The 22,897-nt window shown below is 59.4% G+C and carries 19 protein-coding genes; 15 read left to right on the top strand and 4 right to left on the bottom strand.

The genetic code is table 11. From position 1 onward, the window contains the following. Positions 1–98: 98 nt before the first annotated feature. From IAG39_RS30510 to clsB, 5 genes are all read left to right on the top strand, one after another. Entirely contained in the window at positions 99–413 is a 315-nt protein-coding gene (locus IAG39_RS30510; protein ID WP_059374055.1) for an FmdB family zinc ribbon protein, read from the top strand. Between the two features lie 16 nt (positions 414–429). Next, positions 430–1,095: a DUF502 domain-containing protein gene (locus IAG39_RS30505; RefSeq protein ID WP_059374056.1), complete on the top strand. Its 666-nt coding sequence runs from the start codon at positions 430–432 to the stop codon at positions 1,093–1,095. 40 nt (positions 1,096–1,135) lie between these two features. Beyond that, positions 1,136–2,923, top strand: coding sequence for an aspartate--tRNA ligase (gene aspS / locus IAG39_RS30500; RefSeq protein WP_059374057.1), 1,788 nt, complete (start codon positions 1,136–1,138; stop codon positions 2,921–2,923). 280 nt (positions 2,924–3,203) lie between these two features. After that, a complete protein-coding gene (locus IAG39_RS30495; protein WP_059374058.1) occupies positions 3,204–4,070 on the top strand; it encodes an endonuclease/exonuclease/phosphatase family protein in 867 nt (288 codons plus the stop codon). Next, positions 4,067–5,278, top strand: a complete 1,212-nt coding sequence (gene clsB / locus IAG39_RS30490; protein WP_118933536.1) for a cardiolipin synthase ClsB — start codon at positions 4,067–4,069, stop codon at positions 5,276–5,278. The genes IAG39_RS30495 and clsB overlap by 4 nt, the downstream gene beginning before the upstream one ends. Positions 5,279–5,288: 10 nt before the next feature. Here the strand turns inward: clsB and IAG39_RS30485 are convergent, their stop codons facing one another. From IAG39_RS30485 to IAG39_RS30470, 4 genes are all read right to left on the bottom strand, one after another. Next, positions 5,289–6,158 carry a DMT family transporter gene (locus IAG39_RS30485; protein WP_059374060.1) on the bottom strand — a complete coding sequence of 290 codons (870 nt, stop codon included), beginning with the start codon at positions 6,156–6,158 and terminating at the stop codon, positions 5,289–5,291. Between the two features lie 19 nt (positions 6,159–6,177). Further along, positions 6,178–7,530, bottom strand: a complete 1,353-nt coding sequence (locus tag IAG39_RS30480) for an MFS transporter (RefSeq protein WP_059374165.1) — start codon at positions 7,528–7,530, stop codon at positions 6,178–6,180. Positions 7,531–7,626: 96 nt separating this feature from the next. Further along, positions 7,627–8,196 (bottom strand): SRPBCC family protein, encoded by a 570-nt coding sequence (locus tag IAG39_RS30475; RefSeq protein WP_059374061.1) that lies wholly within the window; start codon positions 8,194–8,196, stop codon positions 7,627–7,629. Between the two features lie 57 nt (positions 8,197–8,253). Further along, positions 8,254–9,585 (bottom strand): O-antigen ligase family protein, encoded by a 1,332-nt coding sequence (locus IAG39_RS30470; protein ID WP_165867900.1) that lies wholly within the window; start codon positions 9,583–9,585, stop codon positions 8,254–8,256. Between the two features lie 804 nt (positions 9,586–10,389). Between IAG39_RS30470 and IAG39_RS30465 the strand changes: the two genes are divergently transcribed. The 10 genes from IAG39_RS30465 to IAG39_RS30420 all read left to right on the top strand — a co-directional run bounded on the left by IAG39_RS30465 (position 10,390) and on the right by IAG39_RS30420 (position 22,882). After that, the gene (locus tag IAG39_RS30465; protein ID WP_118933533.1) at positions 10,390–11,535 is read left to right on the top strand and encodes an MraY family glycosyltransferase; all 1,146 of its coding nucleotides are present in this window, start codon (positions 10,390–10,392) and stop codon (positions 11,533–11,535) included. 61 nt (positions 11,536–11,596) lie between these two features. Next, positions 11,597–12,424: a glycosyltransferase family 2 protein gene (locus IAG39_RS30460; RefSeq protein WP_118933532.1), complete on the top strand. Its 828-nt coding sequence runs from the start codon at positions 11,597–11,599 to the stop codon at positions 12,422–12,424. Between the two features lie 106 nt (positions 12,425–12,530). Next, positions 12,531–13,340: a lysylphosphatidylglycerol synthase domain-containing protein gene (locus tag IAG39_RS30455; protein ID WP_223124324.1), complete on the top strand. Its 810-nt coding sequence runs from the start codon at positions 12,531–12,533 to the stop codon at positions 13,338–13,340. Beyond that, positions 13,315–14,796, top strand: coding sequence for a capsular biosynthesis protein (locus IAG39_RS30450; protein ID WP_124260383.1), 1,482 nt, complete (start codon positions 13,315–13,317; stop codon positions 14,794–14,796). The genes IAG39_RS30455 and IAG39_RS30450 overlap by 26 nt, the downstream gene beginning before the upstream one ends. A 4-nt stretch (positions 14,797–14,800) precedes the next feature. Further along, positions 14,801–15,199, top strand: coding sequence for a capsular biosynthesis protein (locus IAG39_RS30445; protein WP_118933529.1), 399 nt, complete (start codon positions 14,801–14,803; stop codon positions 15,197–15,199). After that, a complete protein-coding gene (locus IAG39_RS30440; RefSeq protein ID WP_118933528.1) occupies positions 15,196–15,930 on the top strand; it encodes a glycosyltransferase family 2 protein in 735 nt (244 codons plus the stop codon). Before IAG39_RS30445 ends, IAG39_RS30440 begins: the two co-directional genes overlap by 4 nt. 55 nt (positions 15,931–15,985) lie before the next feature. Further along, positions 15,986–18,823: a hypothetical protein gene (locus tag IAG39_RS30435; RefSeq protein ID WP_187523991.1), complete on the top strand. Its 2,838-nt coding sequence runs from the start codon at positions 15,986–15,988 to the stop codon at positions 18,821–18,823. Continuing rightward, positions 18,813–19,190 (top strand): GtrA family protein, encoded by a 378-nt coding sequence (locus tag IAG39_RS30430; protein WP_124260381.1) that lies wholly within the window; start codon positions 18,813–18,815, stop codon positions 19,188–19,190. The genes IAG39_RS30435 and IAG39_RS30430 overlap by 11 nt, the downstream gene beginning before the upstream one ends. Positions 19,191–19,565: 375 nt before the next feature. Then, complete coding sequence (locus IAG39_RS30425) at positions 19,566–20,792, top strand: hypothetical protein (protein ID WP_124260380.1); 1,227 nt, start codon at positions 19,566–19,568, stop codon at positions 20,790–20,792. Beyond that, on the top strand, positions 20,792–22,882 hold the full coding sequence (locus tag IAG39_RS30420; protein WP_118933524.1) for a glycosyltransferase family 4 protein: 2,091 nt from the start codon (positions 20,792–20,794) through the stop codon (positions 22,880–22,882). The genes IAG39_RS30425 and IAG39_RS30420 overlap by 1 nt, the downstream gene beginning before the upstream one ends. Positions 22,883–22,897 lie beyond the last annotated feature (15 nt).

Here is a 22,897-nt window from a genome sequence, read left to right as displayed (position 1 = left end):
TTCCGTTCGGACCAGGTCTTGCGACCCGATCCGGCCCCGGACATTGCGTCCGGCGACAGCGGCTCTTGATACGCCGGGCCCGCGCCTGGGAGCCCTAGATGCCCATTTACGCTTACAAGTGCAGCGCCTGCGGCCATGCCAAAGACGTCTTGCAGAAGATTTCCGATGCGCCGCTTTCGGTTTGCCCCGAATGCGGCGAAAGCACGTTCTCCAAGCAGGTGACCGCGGCTGGGTTCCAGCTCAAGGGCTCCGGCTGGTATGTCACGGACTTCCGCGGCAACGGCAGCGGCGGTTCGGCCTCGGCCAGCACGACGGCCCCGGCCGAAAGCGCCGCGCCCGCAGCCGCACCTGCCGCCGCGCCCGCAGCCCCGGCCGCTCCTGCGGCGCCCGCTGCCGGTAGCACCGCCTCCTAGAGCACACGCGATGCGTATGCGCGTCATCAAGAAGTACTTCATCACCGGCCTGCTGATCTGGGTTCCCCTGGTCATCACGGTGTGGGTGCTGGGCTTGCTGGTCGCGACCCTGGAAGGGTTCGTGCCTGGCTTCCTGTCGTCCGAATCGCTGTTCGGCGTCGACATTCCCGGCTTCCGCTTCGTCCTGGTCGTGGTGGTGGTGCTGCTGACGGGCATATTCGCGGCCAACCTGATCGGCCGTACCATGGTGGACCAGTGGGAAAACCTGCTGGGCCGCATACCGCTGGTGCGTTCGATCTACAACTCGGTCAAGCAGGTCAGCGATACCGTGCTTGCCCCCAACGGTCAGGCGTTCCGCCGCGCGGTGCTGGTGCAGTATCCGCGCGCCGGCAGCTGGACCATTGCTTTCGTTACCGGCACGCCCAGCGGCGAAGTGGCCGACCGGCTTCCCGGCGATCACATCAGCGTGTACGTGCCGACCACGCCGAATCCCACGTCCGGCTTCTTCCTGATGGTTCCGCGCGCTGACGCCATGGATCTTCAGATGAGCGTGGACGCGGCCCTGAAGTACATCGTTTCCATGGGCGTGGTCGCCCCGGTCCAGGCGGCGACGCCCGCGGACCGGCCGGCCGCGCCCGTCCCGGCTCCCGGCGTGCAAGACACGCCTCGCGCCGATTCGTAACCCTTACGCTATAACCAAGCACATAAACGGAGTCCCCCGCATGCGTACCTGCTACACCGGCCAGGTTTGCCGTGACCATCTCGGCCAGACCGTCACCCTGTACGGCTGGGTGAACCGCCGCCGCGACCACGGCGGGGTCATCTTCATCGACCTGCGCGACCGCGCGGGCCTGGCGCAGATCGTGTTCGATCCGGACAACGCCGCCTTCGCCACCGCGGAGCGCCTGCGCAACGAATTCTGCATCCGCGTCACCGGCCTGGTGCGCGAGCGTCCGGCGGGTACCGCCAACGCCGAGCTGGCTTCGGGTGAAATCGAAGTGCTCTGCAAGGAAGTCGAGATCCTGAACGCGTCGGTCACGCCGCCGTTCCAGCTGGACGACGACAACCTCTCGGAAACGACGCGCCTCACGCACCGCGTGCTGGACCTGCGCCGTCCGCAGATGCAGCGCAACCTGATGCTGCGCTACCGCGTCTCCATCGAAGTGCGCAAGTTCCTGGACCAGCTGGGCTTCATCGACATCGAAACCCCGATGCTGACCAAGAGCACGCCCGAAGGCGCGCGCGACTACCTGGTGCCTTCGCGCGTCAACGCCGGCCACTTCTTCGCGCTGCCGCAATCGCCGCAGCTGTTCAAGCAGATGCTGATGGTGTCCGGTTTCGACCGCTACTACCAGATCACCAAGTGCTTCCGCGACGAAGACCTGCGCGCCGACCGCCAGCCCGAATTCACTCAGATCGACTGCGAAACCTCGTTCCTGAACGAGTTCGAGATCCGTGAAATCTTCGAAAACATGATCCGCCACGTGTTCAAGGTGGTGCAGGACGTCGATCTGCCGACGCCGTTCCCGATCATGACCTGGACCGAAGCCATGCGCCGCTACGGCTCGGACAAGCCGGACCTGCGCGTGAACCTCGAATTCACCGACATGACCGACGTCATGCGCGACGTGGACTTCAAGGTGTTTGCCGCCGCCGCCACGGCGCCCGGCAGCCGCGTGGTCGCCTTGCGCGTGCCCGGCGGCGCCGAGATGTCGCGCAGCGAGATCGACGGCTACACCCAGTTCGTCGGCATCTACGGCGCCAAGGGCCTGGCCTACATCAAGGTCAACGAAGTGGCCAAGGGCCGCGACGGCCTGCAATCGCCCATCGTCAAGAACCTGCATGACGCTGCCCTGGCCGAACTGGTCAAGCGCACCGGCGCGCAGGATGGCGACATCATTTTCTTCGGCGCTGACCGTGAAAAGGTCGTCAACGACGCCATCGGCGCGCTGCGCGTGAAGATTGGCCACAGCGAATTCGGCAAGAAGACCGGCCTGTCCACCGCCGGCTGGAAGCCGCTGTGGGTCGTCGACTTCCCGATGTTCGAATACGACGAGGAAGACGGCCGCTACACCGCCGCCCATCACCCCTTCACCAGCCCGAAGGATGGCCACGAGGACTTCCTGGAATCCGATCCCAGCAAGGCTTTCGCCAAGGCCTACGACATGGTGCTGAACGGTTGGGAAATCGGCGGCGGCTCGGTCCGTATCCACCGCGAGGAAGTGCAGAGCAAGGTGTTCCGCGCACTCAAGATCGGCGCCGAGGAAGCCCGCGAGAAGTTCGGCTTCCTGCTGGACGCGCTGCAATACGGCGCGCCTCCGCACGGCGGCATCGCCTTCGGCCTGGACCGCATCGTCACGATGATGACCGGCGCCGAATCGATCCGCGACGTGATCGCTTTCCCGAAGACCCAGCGCGCCCAGTGTCTGCTGACGCAAGCGCCGTCCGAGGTCGACGAGAAGCAGCTGCGCGAACTGCACATCCGTCTGCGCAACGTAGAAGGGAAGTGACCCCCCCCGAAGCGCCGTAGGCGCTTCCCCCCCAGGGGGGCGCCGCTACGGACCGGCGGAGCCCGGATCCGTGCGGCCCCGATTGTGGGGCGCTGTTTGCTAGCAGCGCTCCTGCCTCGAATGAGCAGGAGCCGTTGCTTGCATGGACCGGGTGCTCGCCGCGACGGTGGGAACGGTCTTCTGAATTGGAGTAATCTGGCAAACGCCGCCTGATCTGGCGGTGCTGGCCGGGCTTTTTTTGCGGCCGGCGGTTTCCCAGTTTTGAAAGGCGCCATTCTCCATGTCGCTCATCCGCGTCGTCAGCTACAACATACACAAGGGCCGCTCGGCATTGGGCCGTCGCGACTCCCTGAATGAATTGCGTCTGGGCCTTTATGGCCTGCGTCCGGATCTGGTCTTCCTGCAGGAAGTCCAGGGCCGCAATGAGCAGAAATCCCTGCTCGACGCCCAGCACGAATCGCTTGCCGCCGCCTTGCGGCTGGATGTGGCCTACGGCCGCAATGCCATCCGCAGCGAGACGGACCATGGCAACGCGCTGTTGTCGCGTTTCCCCATCCTCGAGCACGAAAACCAGGACATCTCCGACCATCGGCTGGAGCAGCGCGGGCTGTTGCATGCGCGCATCGAGCTCGACGGGCGCGCGGTGCATTGTTTCGTGGTGCATCTCGGCCTGTTCGCAGGCAGCCGCAGCCGCCAGATCCTGGCGCTGACCGAGCGCATCCGCCGCATGGTGCCGGATGGCGAACCCATCCTGATCGCGGGCGATTTCAATGACTGGGGCGATCGCCTGGCGCCCCTGTTCGTGCAGCAGCTGGGCCTGTACGAAGTGTTCTCGCATGCCCCGCGCAGCCATGGCGGCGAATTGCCGCGCCTGCGCGACTCCGTGAAGCGCCTGAGCAATGCGCTGCGCGGGCTGCCCAATAGCGGCGTATCCGTCATGGAACGCACCAATCAGCTCGGCATGGATGGCAATTCACGCCTGCTGCTGCCGCCGCCGCGCACCTTCCCCGCGGTGTTTCCCTGGTTCCGCCTGGATCGCATCTACCAGCGCGGCTTTGCCGTGCGCAGCGCCCGCGTGCTGCGCGGCCGCGAATGGGCCAGGCTTTCCGATCATTCTCCCTTGCTGGCCGAGCTGGAACTGCCGTGAGGGCAGAGCAGTCCAAGCTGGACTGGACGCTGGGCAACGACATCCAGTTGCTCCAGAACGGTTCCGACTTCTTTCCCGCGCTGTGCGCGGCCATCGACGCCGCCCAGGTCAGCGTGCACCTGGAAACCTACATCTTCACGCCGGACCGCACCGGCTCCCAGGTGCTGGACTGCCTGGAGGCGGCTGTCCGGCGCGGGGTCAAGGTGCGCGTCGTGCTCGACGGCTTCGGCAGCGCCGAGTTCGTCGACCCCGTGCGCACGCGGCTGACCAATGCCGGCGCGCAATGCCGCATCTTCCGCCCCGAGCCGCGCTGGTTCGCGCGCTATATCCCGTCGCGCAGCCGCCTGCGGCGCCTGCATCGCAAGGTCACTGTGGTGGATGGACGTGTCGCCTTCATCGGCGGCATCAACATCCTGGATGACTACGACGACCGGGATCCGACAGACGGGCTCACCGGCCCCCGCTTCGATTTTGCGGTGCAGGTGCAGGGGCCGCTGGTAACCGAAGCCGCCTATGCCCAGGAACTGCTATGGGTGCGGCTGAACTGGGCGCGCCTGCGCCGTCATCCGCGCGACTGGAACCGCATGCGGCTGCTCAAGCCGCGCCACGCCTCCGTCGCACCCTGTGGCAACCTGCGCGCGGCGCTGGTGCTGCGCGACAACCTGCGCTTTCGCCAGACCTTCGAGCGCGCCTACCTGTACGGCATCGCGCATGCGCGCCGCGACATCCTGATCGCCAACGCCTATTTCTTTCCCGGCCGCCAGTTCCGGCGCGCGCTGGCCAAGGCCGCCGCGCGCGGGGTGCGCGTGCGCCTCTTGCTGCAGGGCAAGGTCGAGTACCGCATGCAATACCATGCCACGCGCTCGCTGTACGACCAGCTGCTGCGCGATGGCATCGAGATCTACGAATACATGCCGAGCTACCTGCACGCCAAGGTAGCGGTCATCGACAACGTGGCGACGGTGGGCTCGTCCAACCTGGATCCCTTCAGCCTGTTGCTGGCGCGCGAAGCCAACGTGGTGGTGGACGACCAGCCCTTCTCCTGGGACCTGCAGGAACGGCTGGAGACGGCCATCCGGGAAGGCGGGCGCTTCATCCGGCCGCTCGAGTACCAGCGCCGCGGATGGTTGCGGCGCTGGGTCGACGCGATGTCCTATACGTTGCTGCGTATCGGGGTGGCGCTGACGGGAACCTCGGACAAGTACTGAGCGCGGGCGCTCAGGCGCGCCGCTTCAGCAGTCCCAGCGCCAGCGCGGTGCCGACCAGGATGATGGCCGCGCCTGCGGCGATCGACGGCGTGATGCTCTCGTCCAGGAGCCACGACCCCCACAGCACGCCGAAGATCGGCACCAGGAACGTGACGCTCACGGCGCCGGTGGGGCCGACATTGGCGATCAGGCGGAAGAAGATGATGTACGCCGCGCCCGTGCACACCACCGCCAGCAGGATGGTGGCGATCCAGGCCTGCATGGACGCGGGCGATTCGGGCCAGTGGGTAAGCGCCAGGGGCAGCAGCACCAGCGTCGCGCCTATCATGCTGCCGGTGGCGTTGGCCAGGGCATCCACGCCGGTCAGGAAGCGCTTGGTCCAGTTGGCGGCGATGCCGTAGAACACCGGCGCGGACACTGCCGCCAGGACCGCCGGCCCCGTGCCGCCGTCGCTGAAATTCAGCTTGTCCCACACCAGCACCACGATGCCGACTACGCCTATCATCAGCCCCAGGCAGCGGGTCCAGGGCAGCTTGTCCTTGAGCCACAGCCAGCCGATGACCGCGCCCCACACTGGCGTCACGGCATTGGCCACCGACAGGAAGCCGGCGCCCAGCGATTGGGCGGCATAGGCAAACAACAGGAAAGGCACGGCCGCGTTCAGCACGCCCACCATCAACAAGGCTTTCCAGTGCCGGGCGATGACTGGCAGCTTGCCGCGCCACAGCGCGGCGGGCAGCAGGACTAGCGCGGCCAGGCCCACGCGCAGCTCGATCAGCGCGATCGGCCCGAATTCCGGGACCGCCAGGCGCATGAACAGAAAGGAGCCGCCCCAGACTGCGGCCAGGAGCAGCAGATCCAGCAAGTTGCGTTGACGCATTTTCAGTCCCGCGTGGGGCTCATTTGCGGTTTGTAGCCAGGTTCTTCATCTTGACCCGGTAGGCCAGCAAGGCGCAGGTCAGCGACAGGACAATACACAGCACCAGGCCCGCGCGCACTCCGTTTAGTACCGTGCTGTGGGAAATGATGATGCCGACGACAGCCGTCCCCAGCGCGCTGCCTATCGCGCGCGTGGTCTGCACCAGGGCCGATGCCACGCCCACGTCGCGCCGTTCGCTCAGCATCTGCATGAACAGGGTCAGATTCGGCAGCAGAAAGCCCAGCGCGCAGCCGTTGACGAAGAAGGCGGCCAGGATCCACCAGGCCGAGGTTCCGGGCGAGATCAACAGTACCATCAGCGAACCCGCCGCCAACAGACAGCCGCCGAACACCATCAGGCGCTGCGGTTCGGTCTGCTTGGGAAACAGGCGGCCGTTGATGATGCTGCCCACCGAAATCGCGGCAACCAGCGGCGTCAGCAGCAGCCCGGCTTCGCTGGGCGTGTAGTTCAGCACCTGCTGCAACAGCAACGGGCTGTAGAAGATCAGCACGAACATGACCGCGCCCACCATCATCGCCGCCAGGTTCAGCAGGCGTGATTCGGCTCCGCCCAGCACGCGCAGCGGGAAAATGGGGGAACTCACGCGCCGTTCCGTCGGGATCAGGATGGCAATGGCCGCCACGCCCACCACGGCCAGGGCCAGTCCCAGCATGGGGTGGGCGTGGTCGCCGCTGGCAAACGCCAATTCCAGCGCGGCCAGCGGCGCGCCCACCGCCAGCACCAGCAGGATGGCGCCCAGCCAGTCGATCTTGCGGCTGCCGTCGTGGATCGGTCGGATGCGGGGGAAATAGCGGGCCAGCAGGAAGAAGGCGCCCGCGGCCGCGATCGGCGCGATGAAGAAGGCCGCGCGCCAGCCCAGCGCCTGCGTCGCCGCCCCGCCCAGGACCGGGCCGATGCCGCTGGCCATGGCGAACGCCGCTGACACCAGCGCCATCCAGCGCACCCGCTGCTTGGCATCGGGGAACAGGTCAGCCGGCGCGGCGAACGCGGTCGCGATCATCATCCCGCCGCCTATGCCCTGCAGCGACCGGAAAATGATCAGTTGGGTCATGGTTTGCGACAGGCCACAGGCGATGGAACCCAGCGCCACGATCAGCACCGACAGCAACATCAGGGGCTTGCGGCCGAACATGTCGCCCAGCCGCCCGAAAATCAGGATGGACGCCGCGGTGGCCAGCAAATAGCCCGTTCCCACCCAGGCGTACAGCGCCATGCCGTTCAGCGCCTCGGCCACGCGCGGCAGCGTGGTGCTGATGATGGTGGAATCCAGCGCGGCCAGCACTACTGTCGCCGAAACCCCCGCCATGCCCATCAGCAGGTCGCGTCGTGTATGGGCGGGGGTGGTGGGGGGCGGTGATTCGGGCGGCGGCGTCATGCCGCAGAGCATATCACCCGCGCGTCAGGGATTTCACTTATAGAAGGCGTGATAACCCCAGAAGACCGCGATGACCAGCACCACCATGATCCACGACCAACGCGAATTGGACAGCCCGCGCGGCTCCGGTTCGGGGGGAGGGGGCGGCGGTGCCAGGCGAGGCTGGACGGCCATGTAGTCGATGAAGGCGGCGAAGAACTTTTCGATGATCTTTTCGCCGGCCTTCAGCACCACCCCTTCGCCGTATTCGGCCAGCTTGCCCCCCGTCATCCCGGCGACCGTGTAGGCCACCCGAGTGCCCTGGTCCTTGGTGCTGAGGTTGATCTGGGCGGTGCCGATGGCCAGACAGGCCGCGCGGCCCTTGCCTTCGAACACCAGGGTGCAACTGTCAGGCGCATTGACGTCCGAGAGCAGGATCTCGCCGTCATAGTCCGTGTCCAGGCCGGCAATCTTGGCCCGGAGCGTGACCGCATATTCCGTGTCGCTGCGCTTGTCGACAGCGATGCATCCGGGGATACATCGCTGTAAAACGGCCGGATCCGTCAGAGCGTCCCAAGTCTGGTGCTGGGTTGAAGGAATCCACTGGGCATCTGCAATGCGCATGATTGTCTCCTTGGAAGAGCCTTACATGCCCATTGTGATACTGCTTGTCGTGTTTGGCTACTGCCTGGCGAGATGCGACGCCTTTTCGTCTGGAGTGTTCAGCGCAATGAGCCATGCCACCAGCGCGACGTACAGGCTGATCGTGCGCATGCCTCGGAACATCAATTCAGTCAATCCGAAGATCGCGAAACCGACCGTCAGCGCCAACCCCATCGCTGCGGCGGTACGCAATGCTTGCGGATGGCGTGCGCCAAATCCGCGAAGAAAAACGATAGCGGGAACACCATAGACCATCAGCAGTGCAATGCCGCCAAGCAGGCCGAAACTCGTCAGCATGTGCAGCATGTCGTTGTGGGGTTCTCCGAAATCTGACGCCACGAACGGGGACACGACGCCGGTGGCCACGCGGGCCTGCAATTCGTTCTGGAATTTGTCGGTAGACCCGAGGCCTGTCCATGGAGAAGCTTCCACCATCTGTACCGAGGCGCGCCACAACTGGAAGCGTATGCAGACGGACGTGTCAGCAATGGTGTTGGCGGACTGACATTCTTGGACCTCATGGAAGCCTTGCGAAACCCGCTCCCGCAGAGCCTGACTGCTGGCGCCCAGAGCGACGAGCAGGGCAAGGCCGACCGCAATGACGCCGACCAATTTGAGCGGATGGCGGAAATTGCCGAAAAGCAGCAGGCCTATGGCGAAAAAAAACGGAACGGCCATCCAGCCGGTGCGAGTCTGTGTGAGGACGAACGCGCCGAACAGGACAATCGCCGTGATCGTCTTGAATGTCTTCTCGGCGCGGGCATGACGCGTGAGGCTCCAACGCACGCTATAGGCGACGAGAACGAGCGTCAGCAGCAGCAAATTGCCATAGCCAACGGCGTTGTACTCGGGGGTGTCGGGGCGATTGAAATTCGGCAGGCTCAGCCAAAGTATGGTAGCTGTAGCAGCCCAGCCGGCGACCAGGAACCCCCAGATTGCCTGCCGTAGTGCTTGACGGTCGACAGAGAGAAATGCGCCCAGCATGATGGGAAAGGCGATGGAAAACCGTGCGCCCCGCTCCAATGACGGTGCGTGGACCGTTCCGTGTGCCAGTTGGCTGACCACGATGGCAATCAACGGCAGGGACATCGCAGCGATGACAGCTTTGTTGTCGCCGAGTGAGTTGATGGTTGCTTGAATGCCTCCTTCGCGCGTGAAGCAGCGCAGCATACAGGCCAGCAGCAGGGCATAAAAAAGGCCGCTGCCGCCGCCGGTCGTCAGATTGACGATGGGCAACAGGGCTGTCAGTAGAACCAGAGCAAGGGTCATGCGGCGGAACAAATAGAAGAGAAAATTTACCGGCGCGTAGCGCGCGGGTGGGGCAGCGTTCCGGTCTAGGGCGCGGAACATGAGCATTGCGTCCCAGCGCTGGGCGCACATTTGTGCAGATAGGCAGAGGACTCGGGGCGCTGAGCCGGTGGCTGTGAGCGGGTGATGATACTGCGAAAGCGCACGTCGCTGCCTGACACGCATGCACCAATACGGAAAAGGCCACGCAATCCGCTGAAATGCGGCGGAAAACTACTTCTGTTCCAAGTGAGGCGCTGCGGAAAAGGAAACTGGCCGTCCTGAGCTATCGTTTATTAGGGGTCACAATTCAGGCAGGTCTAGGTACAAAATCATGCATTTGGGGTTTCGTCGTGGTTGGACGCGGGCTCGCGCGGGCGGGTACAATTTCAGCGTTCGAGCACGCTGCGGCGACACTGCAGTGTTGGGGGGACGCATCAATAGGATTGTGACGATGTGTGGTGTTCACCACACAGCGGTCGTCGTTACCCCTTTCGCGCGGCAGTCGTTGCGCATTACGATCTGGCCGCGTCGGTACGGAGCCTTTTCTTGTAGTGCTTAGGAAGTCGTGACGGGCCGCGTGGATCGTAGTGTGACCGTCATGCGATACGCATGGCAGGTTCAAATTCGCGCCCGCCGCTTCTTCTTGCAACGAAAGAAAAGCAATTTCGCGTTATTTACGTTGCAGAAAAGGTATTTATATAACGCGTATGGCACGATAACCTCCACGCTTGGGCTGCGATAGTAGTAAGCAGTCAGGTGAAGGGCAACAGGTCAAGTGGGTAAATTGGCTAATCTGTTGATCGAATAGAAAGTGCAAGGCAATCTAATTAATAAAATGCCTGGTTCAGCGGATGTCAATAAAATATGCTTTACTTGCTTGTCGCTTTTCTGGTTTCATTGATCGTTACCATGTTGTTGGTGCGTTTTAACGCGCTCCATGGTCATTTTTTTCTCGATCATGAAACGAAAGGCGTACAGAAATATCACGACCGCCCCGTCCCCAGAGTCGGGGGGATCTCCCTTGTGTGTGCGATGGCTCTCGTCATGGTGTTAGCAACCTTGCGCGAGCCGACCCTTGATTATGAGCCGCTAATATTGCTGGCGGTTTCAATGCCCGCATTTTTGGGTGGCTTGGCCGAAGACTTCACAAAGAAAGTTAGGGTTTTGTCGAGATTGATGTTTGCCATGATTTCGGGGATGGCGGCATACTATTTTCTGGGCGCCACGCTCGATCGGCTTAATATTGTTGGTGTCGACTGGTTGTTGCAGTTTGGTCCGATTTCATTTGTTGTTACTGCAATAGCTATCGCAGGTGCGGCCAATGCTATCAATATTATCGATGGATATAATGGCTTGGCGGCCGTTGTTTCTGTAATGATTTTTGCGGGCTTTGCATACGTATCTTATTATATCGGCGATCGATTGCTTCTTACTGTTTCAGTCGGGATGATGGGTGCGATCGTCGGTTTTCTGGTCTGGAATTACCCACGAGGTCTAATTTTTCTTGGGGACGGCGGGGCCTATTTCATAGGCTTCATGATTGGGGTGGTTTCCGTCTTGATGATCGCGCGGCATCCCAATGTGTCGGCATGGTTTCCCCTGCTGTTGTGCATCTATCCGGTGTTCGAGACGCTGTTTTCGATGTATCGGAAGAAGTTGCTCCGCGGACAGTCTCCTGGTCTGCCAGACGGCGTGCATTTGCACATGCTCATTTACAAGAGACTGGTGCGCTGGGCGGTCGGCTCGAGCGATATCCGGCGCAAGACGCAACGCAATGCCATGACGTCGCCATACCTGTGGCTGCTCTCGTCCTTCGCGGTTCTACCCGCAGTACTATTTTGGCAGAATGAGCTTCTATTGATGCTATTTGTGGTGCTCTTTTCGGCTCTGTATATTGGTCTCTATCGTAGGCTAGTGCTGTTCAGGATGCCGAAGTGGATGGTGATCAGCCAAAAACAGCGCGCTGCACGGGCTGCTGCAAAGAAATCGATGAGAAAAGTGCGACGCTGAGTTTGTAGCGGCCGACGTCGGCTCTCCCCAGGTTTTGGTGCTTACTATTGAGGTTGGTTGAATGGCTCAGAACGAGCGCTTCTTGATTTTTATCCCGTGCTACCGGTGCGAAAAGCAGATTTCCCGCACCTTGACCCAGTTATCCGGAGTGGAAGGCCTGGATTGCGAAATCCTTGTTCTGGATAATCGTAGTCCAGATGGTACGGTGGAAGTTGCCATTCAGACGGCGGACAAGTTGGCGATGCCTGTAAAGGTTGCTCGGAATGATGAAAATTATGGACTTGGCGGCTCGCACAAGGCCGCGTTCGATTTTGCGATCGAGCACGATTTCGATTATTTGATCGTATTGCATGGCGATGATCAGGGCAATGTCGCCGACTTGCTGCCGTTGATTGCTGCGGGGAAGCATCGGGATGTGGATTGCCTGCTAGGGGCGCGTTTTATGAAAGGCTCGTGTTTGCAGGGCTATTCGGCCTTCAGGACTTTTGGCAATCGTGTTTTCAATCGCCTTTTTTCGGCGGTCGCCGGGCAGCGGCTTTACGATTTGGGCGCGGGCCTCAATTTGTATAAGGTAAACTCCCTGAAAAAATCCCAGTGGCGGTATTTTGGCAACGATCTCACCTTCAATTACTACATGATTCTTGCGTCAGCTGCCTGGGGTTGGTCGTTGCGGTTCTTCCCCATATCATGGCGTGAGGACGACCAGCTATCCAATGTGAAGCTCTTCCGGCAAGCCAAGCGAACTATCTCGCTGCTGCTTGAATTCGCTTTTGCGAAAAAATCATTCCTTGCGAAGAATCATTCAGGCAGGGAAAGCGGGAAGTACACTTCCACGATTGTTTATTCGAATCGCGCGGACCAGGGTTCCCAAGATGCGTCAATGCTCTAGGTTGCTTAGGTTTGCAACACTCGTACTCGGGGTCGGTAGTGTAGTTTGGGCGTTTTATGTCACTGTACCGCAGGTGATGCGAGCCTTCGAGCATGGGCCGGCCGGCATGCAGATGCTGGTTGTCAGCTTGGTTCTGTATTTGGCCTCGCACGTGGTGCGCATGGCTCGATTGTGGCTTCTTATCGGCGGCGGCAGGTTGAGGGAATTGTTGCGACTGTATTGGTATACAACCGCTGTTTCGCTCGCCATGCCGTTTAAGACGGGGGAGCTCATTCGCATACTGGAAATCGGGTGGAGTACCAAAGGGCCGCGATTTGGCTTGGTGGTCGTCTGGGTGGAGCGAGCATTCGATGCCGCATTGCTATCGCTGGCGGCGATCGGCTTGGCGTACTCGAGTCAGGACGCCCGGCCTTTGCTGTTGCCGCTCATCGGCGTATTACTGCTGTTTGTGGCCTTGTCGCTAATTTTCTTATGGGTCGTGCCTGAGAATTTACCTCGCATAAATCTGCATATCATGCGATTGTATTCTGGGCGGCGCGCTGTCCGCCTGATGCGGAGTATCGCCTACATGAAGACATTCGCAGAGGATGCACGAAGAATTCTCAGAGGACGCATGGCGACTTTCGCAATACTCACGTTGCTGATATGGACCTTTGAACTGTTTGCCATTGCCAGTGTCATGGCTCCAGATTTTCCCGCTATTACGGGCTTTACTGAGCTTCTCACTAAGCTGGTACCTGGCTTGTCGCAGGTAGAATCTAGCGCGGGTATGAAGTTGTGGACGATGACTGCATTGTCCCAGACGCTGTTGGTACTGGTGTTTGGCTTGGTTGCCCTATTTCCCTATATTCGCCAGCGTCTGAATGGTCGCGGCTTTACTGGAAATCGCGATGACAACGCTGGTTGTTTACGATAATACTTTCGATGTCCCTGGCGATGTAAGCCACCACCTAAGTCTCTCTAGATTCGCAGATTTGCGAGTAAGACGACGCACGCTTCGTCATCGTATCCGTGCCGCAGTGGAGCGGCTGCGCCCCAATGTGCAGTTGCTGGTGGAGGATCGAGGCACTTCTCTGGATGACCATAAAGTGCGCAAGGCCCTGCATGATGGAGCCAGGGTTGTGTATGTGCCATCCTACCTTGCCATGCTGAACGATGAGGCGACGCTCGCCGTCTATCTCGAGAAGCTCTGCTTGGCTGAGTGTTCGGTTCGGGTCGTGGTCGCTGCAGGGGCCGGTGATGTTTTCGAGGGATTACCCGTCGTCGTGCTGGTGGGAACGGATGCGGCCGATTTTTTGGACGCGATGCGCCGAGGAGATCATCGCGCGATCTTGGTAGATTTAGTGGCGAATCTCGAGCCTGTCCCTGACGATATTGGGATGGCAGATCTGAGGGACCCGGCGCAGTTCCTGTCGGTAGCCACTTCCACGTTCGACGTTCGACACTTCAATTCCGTGGCGGCCACCGACCGGTTCACAGTACTCAAGCGTTCTAGCGACAAGGCGAAGTTGCGGCGCGAGTTCGATTTTTTTGCCCTGCTGCCGGCGGAGATGCAGCGGTACTTCGTGCAGCCCTATGGTTTCAAGGAAGAGTTGGAGACCGCCAGCTACAAAATGGAGCGCCTCTTTGTTCCGGATGTGGCGGTGCAATGGACTCATCGTGCGTTTACGGTGCAGCAATTTGAGCAGATGCTACGCCGGATTTTTCATTTTGTGAGCGCTCGGGTAGAGCGTGCTGATTCTGGCGCCAGTCCTGAACACGAAGGCCTTTTTCTGTCGAAGGTCGCCGAGAGGGTGGGCGCGCTTGAGCGTACGGATATTTTCCCTGGGCTCGAGGCGCAATGTAAGGTCGCATTTGGCGGGGTGCGCGCACTGTTCGAACGATACCAACGCCTATATGCCCTCTTGACAAAGGATGTGAGGTTTCCGCGCCCGGTTCTGAGCCATGGTGACCTGTGCTTTTCAAATATTCTGTACGGGCGCGCGGAAGGTACGATGAAATTCATCGACGCGCGCGGTGGCTCGCGTCTCGAAGACCTGTACATGCCTGCCTACTATGATATTGCGAAGCTTTCGCATTCCGTTGAGGGGGCATACGACTTTATCAATGCAGGTTTGTTCAGAATCGAGTTGGACGACGTTAACCGGCCGCAGCTGGTTATCAAGGACGGCGACCACACTTCGTATATCCGCACGTTTCGGAAGCACTGTGAGGAAGCCGGGTTCGTGCCTCGCTTCGTGCGGCTGTTCGAAGCCTCGCTATTCATTAGTATGACTCCGTTGCATAGCGAATCGCCCTTGAAGGTATTGGCGTTTTTGCTGAACGCGCAGCGCATACTTGATCAGGTTGAAGATAAGGCGTATTGGAGTTGATTTTATGATTCGCAGCGAGAAGGTATTGGTTTTTGATGTCGATGGAACACTCTGCGAGATAAGACGCCCCGAGCAGTCATATGCGGACGTTGAACCAATTTGGTCCGTCGTCGATAAGCTCAAGGAATATAGCCGTGCTGGTTTCTATATTGTTTTGAATTCGTCACGGAATATGAGGACGTATCAAGGAAATGCCGGCCTTCTCAATGCCAATACCCTACCAGTACTCGTGGATTGGCTGAAGAAACACGATATTCCCTTCAACGAAGTGCATCTCGGAAAGCCTTGGCCTGGAACTGACGGATTCTACGTAGATGATCGCACTATCAGGCCTGACGAGTTTTGCCGTCTGAACTACGAAGAAATACTCGCTTTGCTGGGCGTCGAGAAGGGAAAGGAATGATCGTAATCATCACGATGGCCGGTATGGGAAAGAGGTTTCGAGACGCTGGCTGGGATGTCCCAAAGTACCAGATCGAGGCGCATGGCCGCACTTTGTTCGCGTGGTCGATGTTGAGTCTGCGCCAGTTTTGGAAAGTGAAGGCGCAGCCCATTTTTATTGTGCAAAGGCAGGATCAAGCGTCCGAGTTCATCAAGGCAGAGTGCGCACGGCTAACCATTGTCGAGCCGCAGATTGTGGAGATCGACGGCCTTACGGACGGACAAGCAACGACCGCCATGTTAGGGATGAATGCGGCTCACAACGATAACGTGCCGGTATTTGTCTACAACATTGACACATTCGTGCATCCCGACAGCCTTGCTCCTGAGAATGTTCGAGGCGACGGTTGGATTCCGTGTTTCGAGGGCGCGGGAAATGGTTGGAGTTTCGCGCGTGTCGACGAGAACATGCGCGTAACGGAAATGCGCGAAAAGGAACGCATTTCGAATTGGGCCACGGTTGGACTTTACGGCTTTAGTTCAATCGCGCTTTACCGTGAGCTGTACGGCGATTTCTTTAGTGATGGACAAGGTCTGGCCAAGGGCGAACGTTACATCGCTCCTATGTATAACCGGATGCTGGAACAGGATAAGCAGGTATATGTGCAGCCCTTGCCGCTGTCGGCAGTGATCCCTTTGGGGACTCCTGCTGAACTGAAGCAGTTCTTGGAGGCACAGCCTCCGGTCCTGTGACGGTCTGGAAATGCGCGGACATATGATGCGGAAATTTCTGTTTGCAGGGGGGCTCTTGGTCGTATTGGCCGGAGCTTATGTGCTGGCATCGGGCGACACGCTGTCCGCTCGGGGGCCGCTTGTGCTGCTAGCATTGGTCGTCCTTGGAGCCATTCTCCTGCCGAACCGCGAGTGGCCGCCCTTGGGGATGCTGGCGTTCCCCGCAATAGTCGCCGTTCTGTCCGCGCTGGCCTTTTGGCAGGCAGCTCCTTCTGTTTCTACATACCCGACTGTCACGCTGACAGTCACCGGGGAGAAGCATCCTGCAGCGTTGGCAGCAGAGGTTTGGATGGCTGGATTGGGTCAGCCTTCGCAGGAGTTGAGCGTCAAGGGCTTTGACGGCTGGGCGTCTCGCGGCAACGCCGTGGTTGGCTTCGAAAGTACGGAGAAGACTATTCGAGTTCCGGGCCGCTGGTCTGAGGGGGCGGTCATCCGGTTCGGAAAAGGTCCATATTCCGGCGTAGTTGAAGTTGCAACTGACGGTCAACGTTCCAGAATTGACCTCTATTCTCCAACGCCTGATAGCGTGGACGTGGCGCTGCCGAAGCCCGTTGCGGCCCCTATTTCCGTGCCGTTCAGGGCGTTGTCTACTTTTCTGTTTGCATGGGCTCTTTTCTTGCTATGTGCCCGCACGGCTAAGAAACCCTTGAGTTTCCGGTATTGCGTGGCTTACGCCGCAATATTGACTGGTATTCTCGCCTGGCTAAGTACAGCACACATGTCGGCTGCGGGCGATGTAGAGTTGCTGCTCGTCGATGTGGGGGCGGCAACGGAGAAGACCGGTGACGCGACGGCATTCCTCGGTACGGGCGCCGGCTATGCGGAGCGACTGCCCTTGCCGATTGGAAACTATGCAAACCAAGCATTTGTGGTTTCGCGCGATGCCGCTGCGTTGACTCTAAGAACGAACATCGCTCCGCTAGCAATTTGGAAGCAAGAAGGTGGGGGCGGGGCGGTGGCAACCTCGCTTACATGCAGTCCGGACCGGCCTCTGGTTGCGGAGTTTGCCACACATAGGCAAGTTAGCGTCCAAGGAGTCATGAGTGCAGGAACGGAGTTTGTAGTTGCGGCCCCTAATCTGCCCGCCGGAAAGGATGGCGCTTCTGCGGCTGGTCGGCGTTTCCTAGTGTGCTGGCCGTATGAAGATGGCATGTTGGTAGCCTGGTCGAGCGCATACCTGAAGTACGGCGCCTGGACCGGGCCCGTGGGAGCCATAGAACGGGTGCGGATAAACGTCCCTGGTGCGCCTGCGGCGGTTTTGCGATTGTCCTCCAGCTCATTGACTTTCGCGTCCTTGCATTCCCTTTGGGCTGATGAATTTGCCTATCCGAGAATTTCATCGCCCTTGTCCCATGCCGATCAGGCTCGACGGTTCGCCACATCGTTGATCGCCGGGTTGTGTGTGTTGCTATTGCTTCCGCTGGGCGAGGTATACAAGCTGCTGCGCATGCCGAGAGACCGCGTCCAAGGTTCGGCCGCGGGTTGTTGCTTGGCGATTATCGTCACTTGGGCATTGTTTACCATCGGAGTAACGTGGCCGGGCATTATTGGTTGGGATGCTATCAGTCCGTTTATTCAGCATGGCACCGGTGGCATGGCCTTGTGGTATGGCGTCGGGTATCCCCTGTACATCTCTGCCATGCTCAATCTCGGTGGGCCAGAGTTATCTCTACTGTTGAAAGTACTGTTGGTCGGTGTGGCTACGCTGTGGGTCGCGGTGCGTTCGTTGCATGCAGGTGTGAAAGGTTGGCTTGTATGTGCCTATCTAGCCGGCATGCCCTTGCTTACGGGAACCACGATGGTCGCCGCAACCGAATTGCGCGATGCAGTCAACGGGGTGGCACTCAGCGCTTTTGGGATATATGCATTCGCATTGTTGATCCGGTATCGCTCGATAGGCTCATCGCTACCGGCATTGCAATATTGTCTCCTGGCCATTTTTGGAGCGATGGCGGTCTTACTACGCACGGATAATGTCGTTTTCGTAGGGACGCTATTGGCGGGCTTCGCGTTGGGGCGAGGGTGGCGGCGAACACTGCCGGCATGTCTGGCAATCGCGGTACTCTGGATGGGTGTGACGCCTGCAGTTGTGCGATATGTGATGGATAGTGGCGACGGGGGGCAAGGGGAGATGAGGCTGTATAAGCAGTCGGCGTTTGTCAACCCACTGGTGGGAATGCTGCGTGGCGACTTTCTTACGCCCGACGAGCGCGCAGAGTTGTCGGCGACCTTGAACAAGGTGCTCAAGGTGGATTACTCGATTGAACATTGGACACCATCGGACGTGGTCTACTGGCACCAAACGGAGAAGGGGCAGGGAACGCCGGAGATCCTGGCCGAGTTGCAGAAAGCCTTTTTCATGAATGCCATAAAGCATCCCGTTGAGTTTGCGACGCTCCGTACGATCACTTCCCTTAAGGCTCTGGGCATGGATGCCGCATCTGCATGGTTGGCCCAAAAGTACATTGATCGTCCGTTTGTACAGCCTCCATATTTTGACCACTTGGCTGGAAAAGATGCTCATTGGCAAAGTATGGTGGTTCTCGCAGGGTATCGGCCGCCAGCGCATCTGTTTCCCGAGATGACGACGAAAGTCCATAGTTGGTATGAACGCATCGCGCTGGGAGGGCCGCAGGTATTGTTTGCTTTGGTGTTGCTTTTTGGATTCCGTCGTTTTCCCGCAACTGCGCTGCTCGCGGCCGCGTTGCTTCTGCGTGTGGCAGTTTTCTGGTTAATGCAGCCGGCATCGGTTTTTCTGTACTTGGCGGAATTGCAGATTTTGGGAACGTTACTGCCCTTGCTGGCATGGACGGAATGGCGTTTGCGTTCTGCGGAGGGGCATCGTGCTCATTAAATTTGGCATGATATCCGGCATAGGCTGGTTGATCGATTTTTCTATTTTTACCTTCTTATGCAATGTTGGGATGATTCCAGGCTACGCGAATGGAATCGCTGCGACAGTTGCGGTCACATTTGTTTATTTTTCTTCGCTGCGTCCGATATTTAAATACCGCGGAAGTTATGTTTTCCGAAAACTACTAACTTATTGGACGTATCAGGTCGTCGCTGTTGCCGCGGCGTCGTTGGCAGTAAATTTGATATCCAGTCTAGAAGTTCATCCTGTTATAGCGAAAATAATCGTCACTCCATTTACCTTTGTGGCGAATTACTTATTTATGCGCTGGCTGGCGGGTGTGGCCGTACCCCGTCCATCTATATGACTCTCTTCCAGAGCTTCTGGGGTGCCAGGAAGTCACGCAAAGAAAAATCTGGCAATATCTATACAAAATGACAGCAGAATGACAACGGGCTGGTTTCATCATCGCTAACTGAGCTTTTTGAACTAAAATCCTGGCGCTTGTGTGAGTCGTTCTTCTGCGGCATGTCGCGTGCGGAACCTCGCCGACACTCCGTGGCTCGATGGAAGCCGTTGTTCAGGTGATACCGCTTCGTCGCTGTCGGTCCGGCCGTTCCGATCCTTGACGTACAACTACATGACTATTCGTCCGATGCCTGCCGCCCGTTCTTCGGGAGGAGCTGAGTCGTCAGCGCCTTCTAGTTCGCTCACCTCTCCCGATGTTGCGGCGATAGAGCGATTGGAGGCGCAACTGGCTCAATCGCAACTGCAGCTTGCCGAGTTGGCCCAGCGGTATGACGAGATCAGCCAGTCCACCGCGTATCGCGTTGGGTCAATGCTCTCACGTAGCCCTTTGGGAACGCTCTATCGCATGTTGGCCCGCAGTAAGACCGAGGTTGCCGGTACAGCAGCCGAGTCGCCTGCGGCTGTACCGACCGTGTCCCCCGTGCAAACGCAGCGAGTTCCCCCTGTGCAGCTGCCGCCGGACATGCTGGCGGCGTTGGAAGCGATTCAAGCAGGCGAGCCGGTGGCCGTGGCCCACCCGGACTGGCTGGGCATACGCAGTTCGGCAACCCAAATGTTCGAGCATCTGCTGTGCGTGGGCGATGATCTGACGCCGGCTTATGCGCAGCTTCTGGCGTTGCGCCTGGCCGAACGAGGGCCTTCGGCCATCGTGTTTCAGGGTTTTCCCTACACATACCAGTATCTGGTGGAGGCGCTGCACCGCGAGGCCAACCATCTGCCGCTCTACGCGGTGTGGCACGGCACGTTCATGCAGGCTAGCGAAGACTACGCCTGGCGCAGCTTCCGTCTGGTCTGTGCGCTACAGCGGCAGGGCAAGATCCGGCGCATCGGTTGCGTCAAGCGCGGACAGGATGAAGTGCTGCGCCATAACGGCGTGGAAGCGGGATATTTGCTGAATGGATACCGCCAAGTGCCGTCGGGCGCTTCGCAGCTCGCTGCCGGACCTGCCAGGCTGGGTATCTGGAGCATATCCGAACTCAAGCACAAGCCCCCCTATGAGATGCTTGCTGCGGCTTCGATGATCGATGGCGCAATGGTTGTGGGCTCGGTAGCGTCGCCTCGAATGCGGGAGTTCTGCCAGGAATTTGGCGTTGCCTATGACTTCGTCGGCAGCATGGTGCCGCAAGCCCAAATGCCGCAGCACTTGGCGACCTGCCATGTGAATCTGTATGTCACCTTGAACGAGTGCGCGCCGATGCTACCGCTGGAGAGCTTCGCTGCGGGGGTGCCTTGCATCGTCGGACCGAATACGCCCTACTTCGAGGATGATCCCTACTTGCATGAAAAGCTCGTTGTGCGGGTGCCGGACGATGCCAAGGAGATTGCCGAGCGGATCAAGGGGGTGCTGCTAGAACGGGACGCGATCATGGAGGCTTACCGCGTCTACGCGCTGCGGCACAACGCCGCGGCGGCTGAGACGATCGCGCGGTTCCTGGCCTGATGCATACCATTTGTTTCGTTACCTACGAGCTGTACCCCGTGACCCGCGGCGGTTGCGGTGCGCTATTGCACAATCTGGCGACGCAATTACTCGCGGCGGGCGACCGTGTGGTGTTCCTGCTTGATGTTGCCGAAGACATATTTGAACGGTTCGAAAAGGTTGAACGCCTCAAGCTCCCGAATCCGCACAATTGCGTGGCGTATCGTGCTCAGTCGCTGGTGGGCGGCGAGGCCATGGACCCGGTGGGATTTACTTCCTGGTACGACTGGCGGGCGTATGTGCTGCATCAGGCAGCTCTGCGCGTGCATGCGCTGGAAACGCCCGAGCTGATTGAGTTCTTCGACTATTACGGCACCGCATTCTATGCTCTGAACGAGAAAATTGCTTTAGAGGCTTACAAAGGGACGCGGATGGCGGTGCGATTCCATGCCACGATTGAGGCAATGGATACCGTCGATTTGACGAATTCGCTGCATCCCGATTTGTACGCGCTTTATTCGTTGGAGCGGGCTTCGCTGGCCTTGGCCGATACGGTTATCGTGCCGTCCAACTCTTTTTACGAGCGGTCGCTCAAGCCTCTATACCCGCGTACGCAGGGTCGCCAAGCTGTCGCAGTGCCGCCGTTGCGCAAGACGCTTGCACCTGTGCAGGTCGAGCCACAGGCCGAAGGAGTGCTGTTTTACGGGCGCTTGTTCGCGATAAAGGGTGTGGACCTGTTGGTGGATGCCGCCATCTCGTGGCTGCGCAAACGGCCGGAGCTACCGGCAGAATTTTATTTTCTGGGCGGCGACTCGAATCAACCGCCGGATGGTGCGTATCCGTATGTCGATTATCTGACCCGTCGGATTCCGACGGACCTGCGCGCGCGATTTCACTTTCTGGGCCATATGCAACATGCGGAGGTGGAGCAGTTGTTGAAGAAGGTCCGGTTCGCCGTTTTTCCCAATCGCTACGAGTCATTCTGCTACGCGGCGCATGAGCTTTATGCGGCTGGCGTGCCGCTGGTTGTTTCCGATATTCCAGGCTTTGCGGACTTTTTTAAGAATGAGCGCAACTGCCTTTCGTTCGACGCCGGCTCTTCGGATGCGTTGTTGTCTTGCATGGATCGGATGTGGGACGACGAGGCGCTAAGGGCTACGCTGGCCTATCCCTATCCCGTCGTAACGGACGAAGTGGCTAGCGTTTACCACGACATGCCCGCCGCGATCGAAGACGTATCCGCATCGACTACGACCGTCCGGACCCTGGCGCTGGTCGTGGCAGACAGTTTCGAGGCATCCCGGCATGCACGTGAAACTCTGTCGCAGGCGGGTTGTGAAGTCGCTGTGCTGCTGCGCGTCGCCGCAAGTTCGGATGAGGCGTCGGCGCTGCTTTTTGGCAGCAATGTGCATTGTGTCGATGCGTCGGGACGTGCGCTGGACCTGCAATCCGTGAGGGCCTTGGATGCGTTGCTCGTATTGCGCGCAACGGATCGCGTGGATCCGCGGTTTTTGACGGTCGCGGCGCGCGTATTGGCGGCTCGGCCGGACCTCCCCTATGTAAGCTGTTGGCGTTACCAAGGAGCCAGCCTTCACGCTTATGCATTGCCCCTGTTCCTTGATGTTGCTCCCACCTCGGGGCGCAGCCCCTTTACGCGTAGTGTGATGCGAACGGAAGCTGGACGGCTGTTACTCGATCTATTTGATGCAGGCGTCGGCGAGTATGCAGAATTGAAGTACCTGTGGGATTTGACGAGCGACGGGGCGCCGGGCTTGGTAATCCCACGGCCGTGGATCCGCATGGAGGATGAAACGCCCTCTTATCCAGGTCCAAAACAGTTTTCCTATTTGCTGAATGGCAATCGCGATTTCGTGCGCAAGGAGCGCATCGCGCAGTACGCGGTGGCCAAGTGGAATGCGTCGACCGGCCAGGACGCGCAAGTAAGAAAATCACTTGATGAGATCGGCGGCTTGCCAGCCTCGGTCATTACCGCCCTGGCCCGCCTGGGGAGTTTCGTAACCAGAAACTATCGGCGTGCCAGGTCCATACGGGGACGAGCGGCGCGGCGGCTGAAAGCGTTGCGGCCGCAGTCGAGCAGTCGAGCAAACTGAAGAATTATCGATTAT

This window comes from Achromobacter xylosoxidans, assembly GCF_014490035.1.
GTDB classification, from domain to species: Bacteria; Pseudomonadota; Gammaproteobacteria; order Burkholderiales; family Burkholderiaceae_B; genus Achromobacter; species Achromobacter bronchisepticus_A.
The sequence above is the reverse complement of the archived record's forward strand: the minus strand, read 5'-3'. Positions and strand labels throughout refer to the sequence as shown.

Coding starts and splice junctions, on each gene's coding strand:
- IAG39_RS30420 (WP_118933524.1), top strand. CDS start 20,792: ATGCATACCATTTGTTTCGTTACCTACGAGCTGTACCCCGTGACCCGC.
- IAG39_RS30480 (WP_059374165.1), bottom strand. CDS start 7,530: ATGGGCATGGCGGGGGTTTCGGCGACAGTAGTGCTGGCCGCGCTGGAT.
- IAG39_RS30505 (WP_059374056.1), top strand. CDS start 430: ATGCGCGTCATCAAGAAGTACTTCATCACCGGCCTGCTGATCTGGGTT.
- IAG39_RS30510 (WP_059374055.1), top strand. CDS start 99: ATGCCCATTTACGCTTACAAGTGCAGCGCCTGCGGCCATGCCAAAGAC.
- IAG39_RS30485 (WP_059374060.1), bottom strand. CDS start 6,158: ATGCGTCAACGCAACTTGCTGGATCTGCTGCTCCTGGCCGCAGTCTGG.
- IAG39_RS30465 (WP_118933533.1), top strand. CDS start 10,390: ATGCTTTACTTGCTTGTCGCTTTTCTGGTTTCATTGATCGTTACCATG.
- IAG39_RS30440 (WP_118933528.1), top strand. CDS start 15,196: ATGATCGTAATCATCACGATGGCCGGTATGGGAAAGAGGTTTCGAGAC.
- IAG39_RS30460 (WP_118933532.1), top strand. CDS start 11,597: ATGGCTCAGAACGAGCGCTTCTTGATTTTTATCCCGTGCTACCGGTGC.
- aspS (WP_059374057.1), top strand. CDS start 1,136: ATGCGTACCTGCTACACCGGCCAGGTTTGCCGTGACCATCTCGGCCAG.
- IAG39_RS30455 (WP_223124324.1), top strand. CDS start 12,531: ATGCAGATGCTGGTTGTCAGCTTGGTTCTGTATTTGGCCTCGCACGTG.
- IAG39_RS30495 (WP_059374058.1), top strand. CDS start 3,204: ATGTCGCTCATCCGCGTCGTCAGCTACAACATACACAAGGGCCGCTCG.
- IAG39_RS30450 (WP_124260383.1), top strand. CDS start 13,315: ATGACAACGCTGGTTGTTTACGATAATACTTTCGATGTCCCTGGCGAT.
- IAG39_RS30475 (WP_059374061.1), bottom strand. CDS start 8,196: ATGCGCATTGCAGATGCCCAGTGGATTCCTTCAACCCAGCACCAGACT.
- IAG39_RS30470 (WP_165867900.1), bottom strand. CDS start 9,585: ATGTTCCGCGCCCTAGACCGGAACGCTGCCCCACCCGCGCGCTACGCG.
- IAG39_RS30445 (WP_118933529.1), top strand. CDS start 14,801: ATGATTCGCAGCGAGAAGGTATTGGTTTTTGATGTCGATGGAACACTC.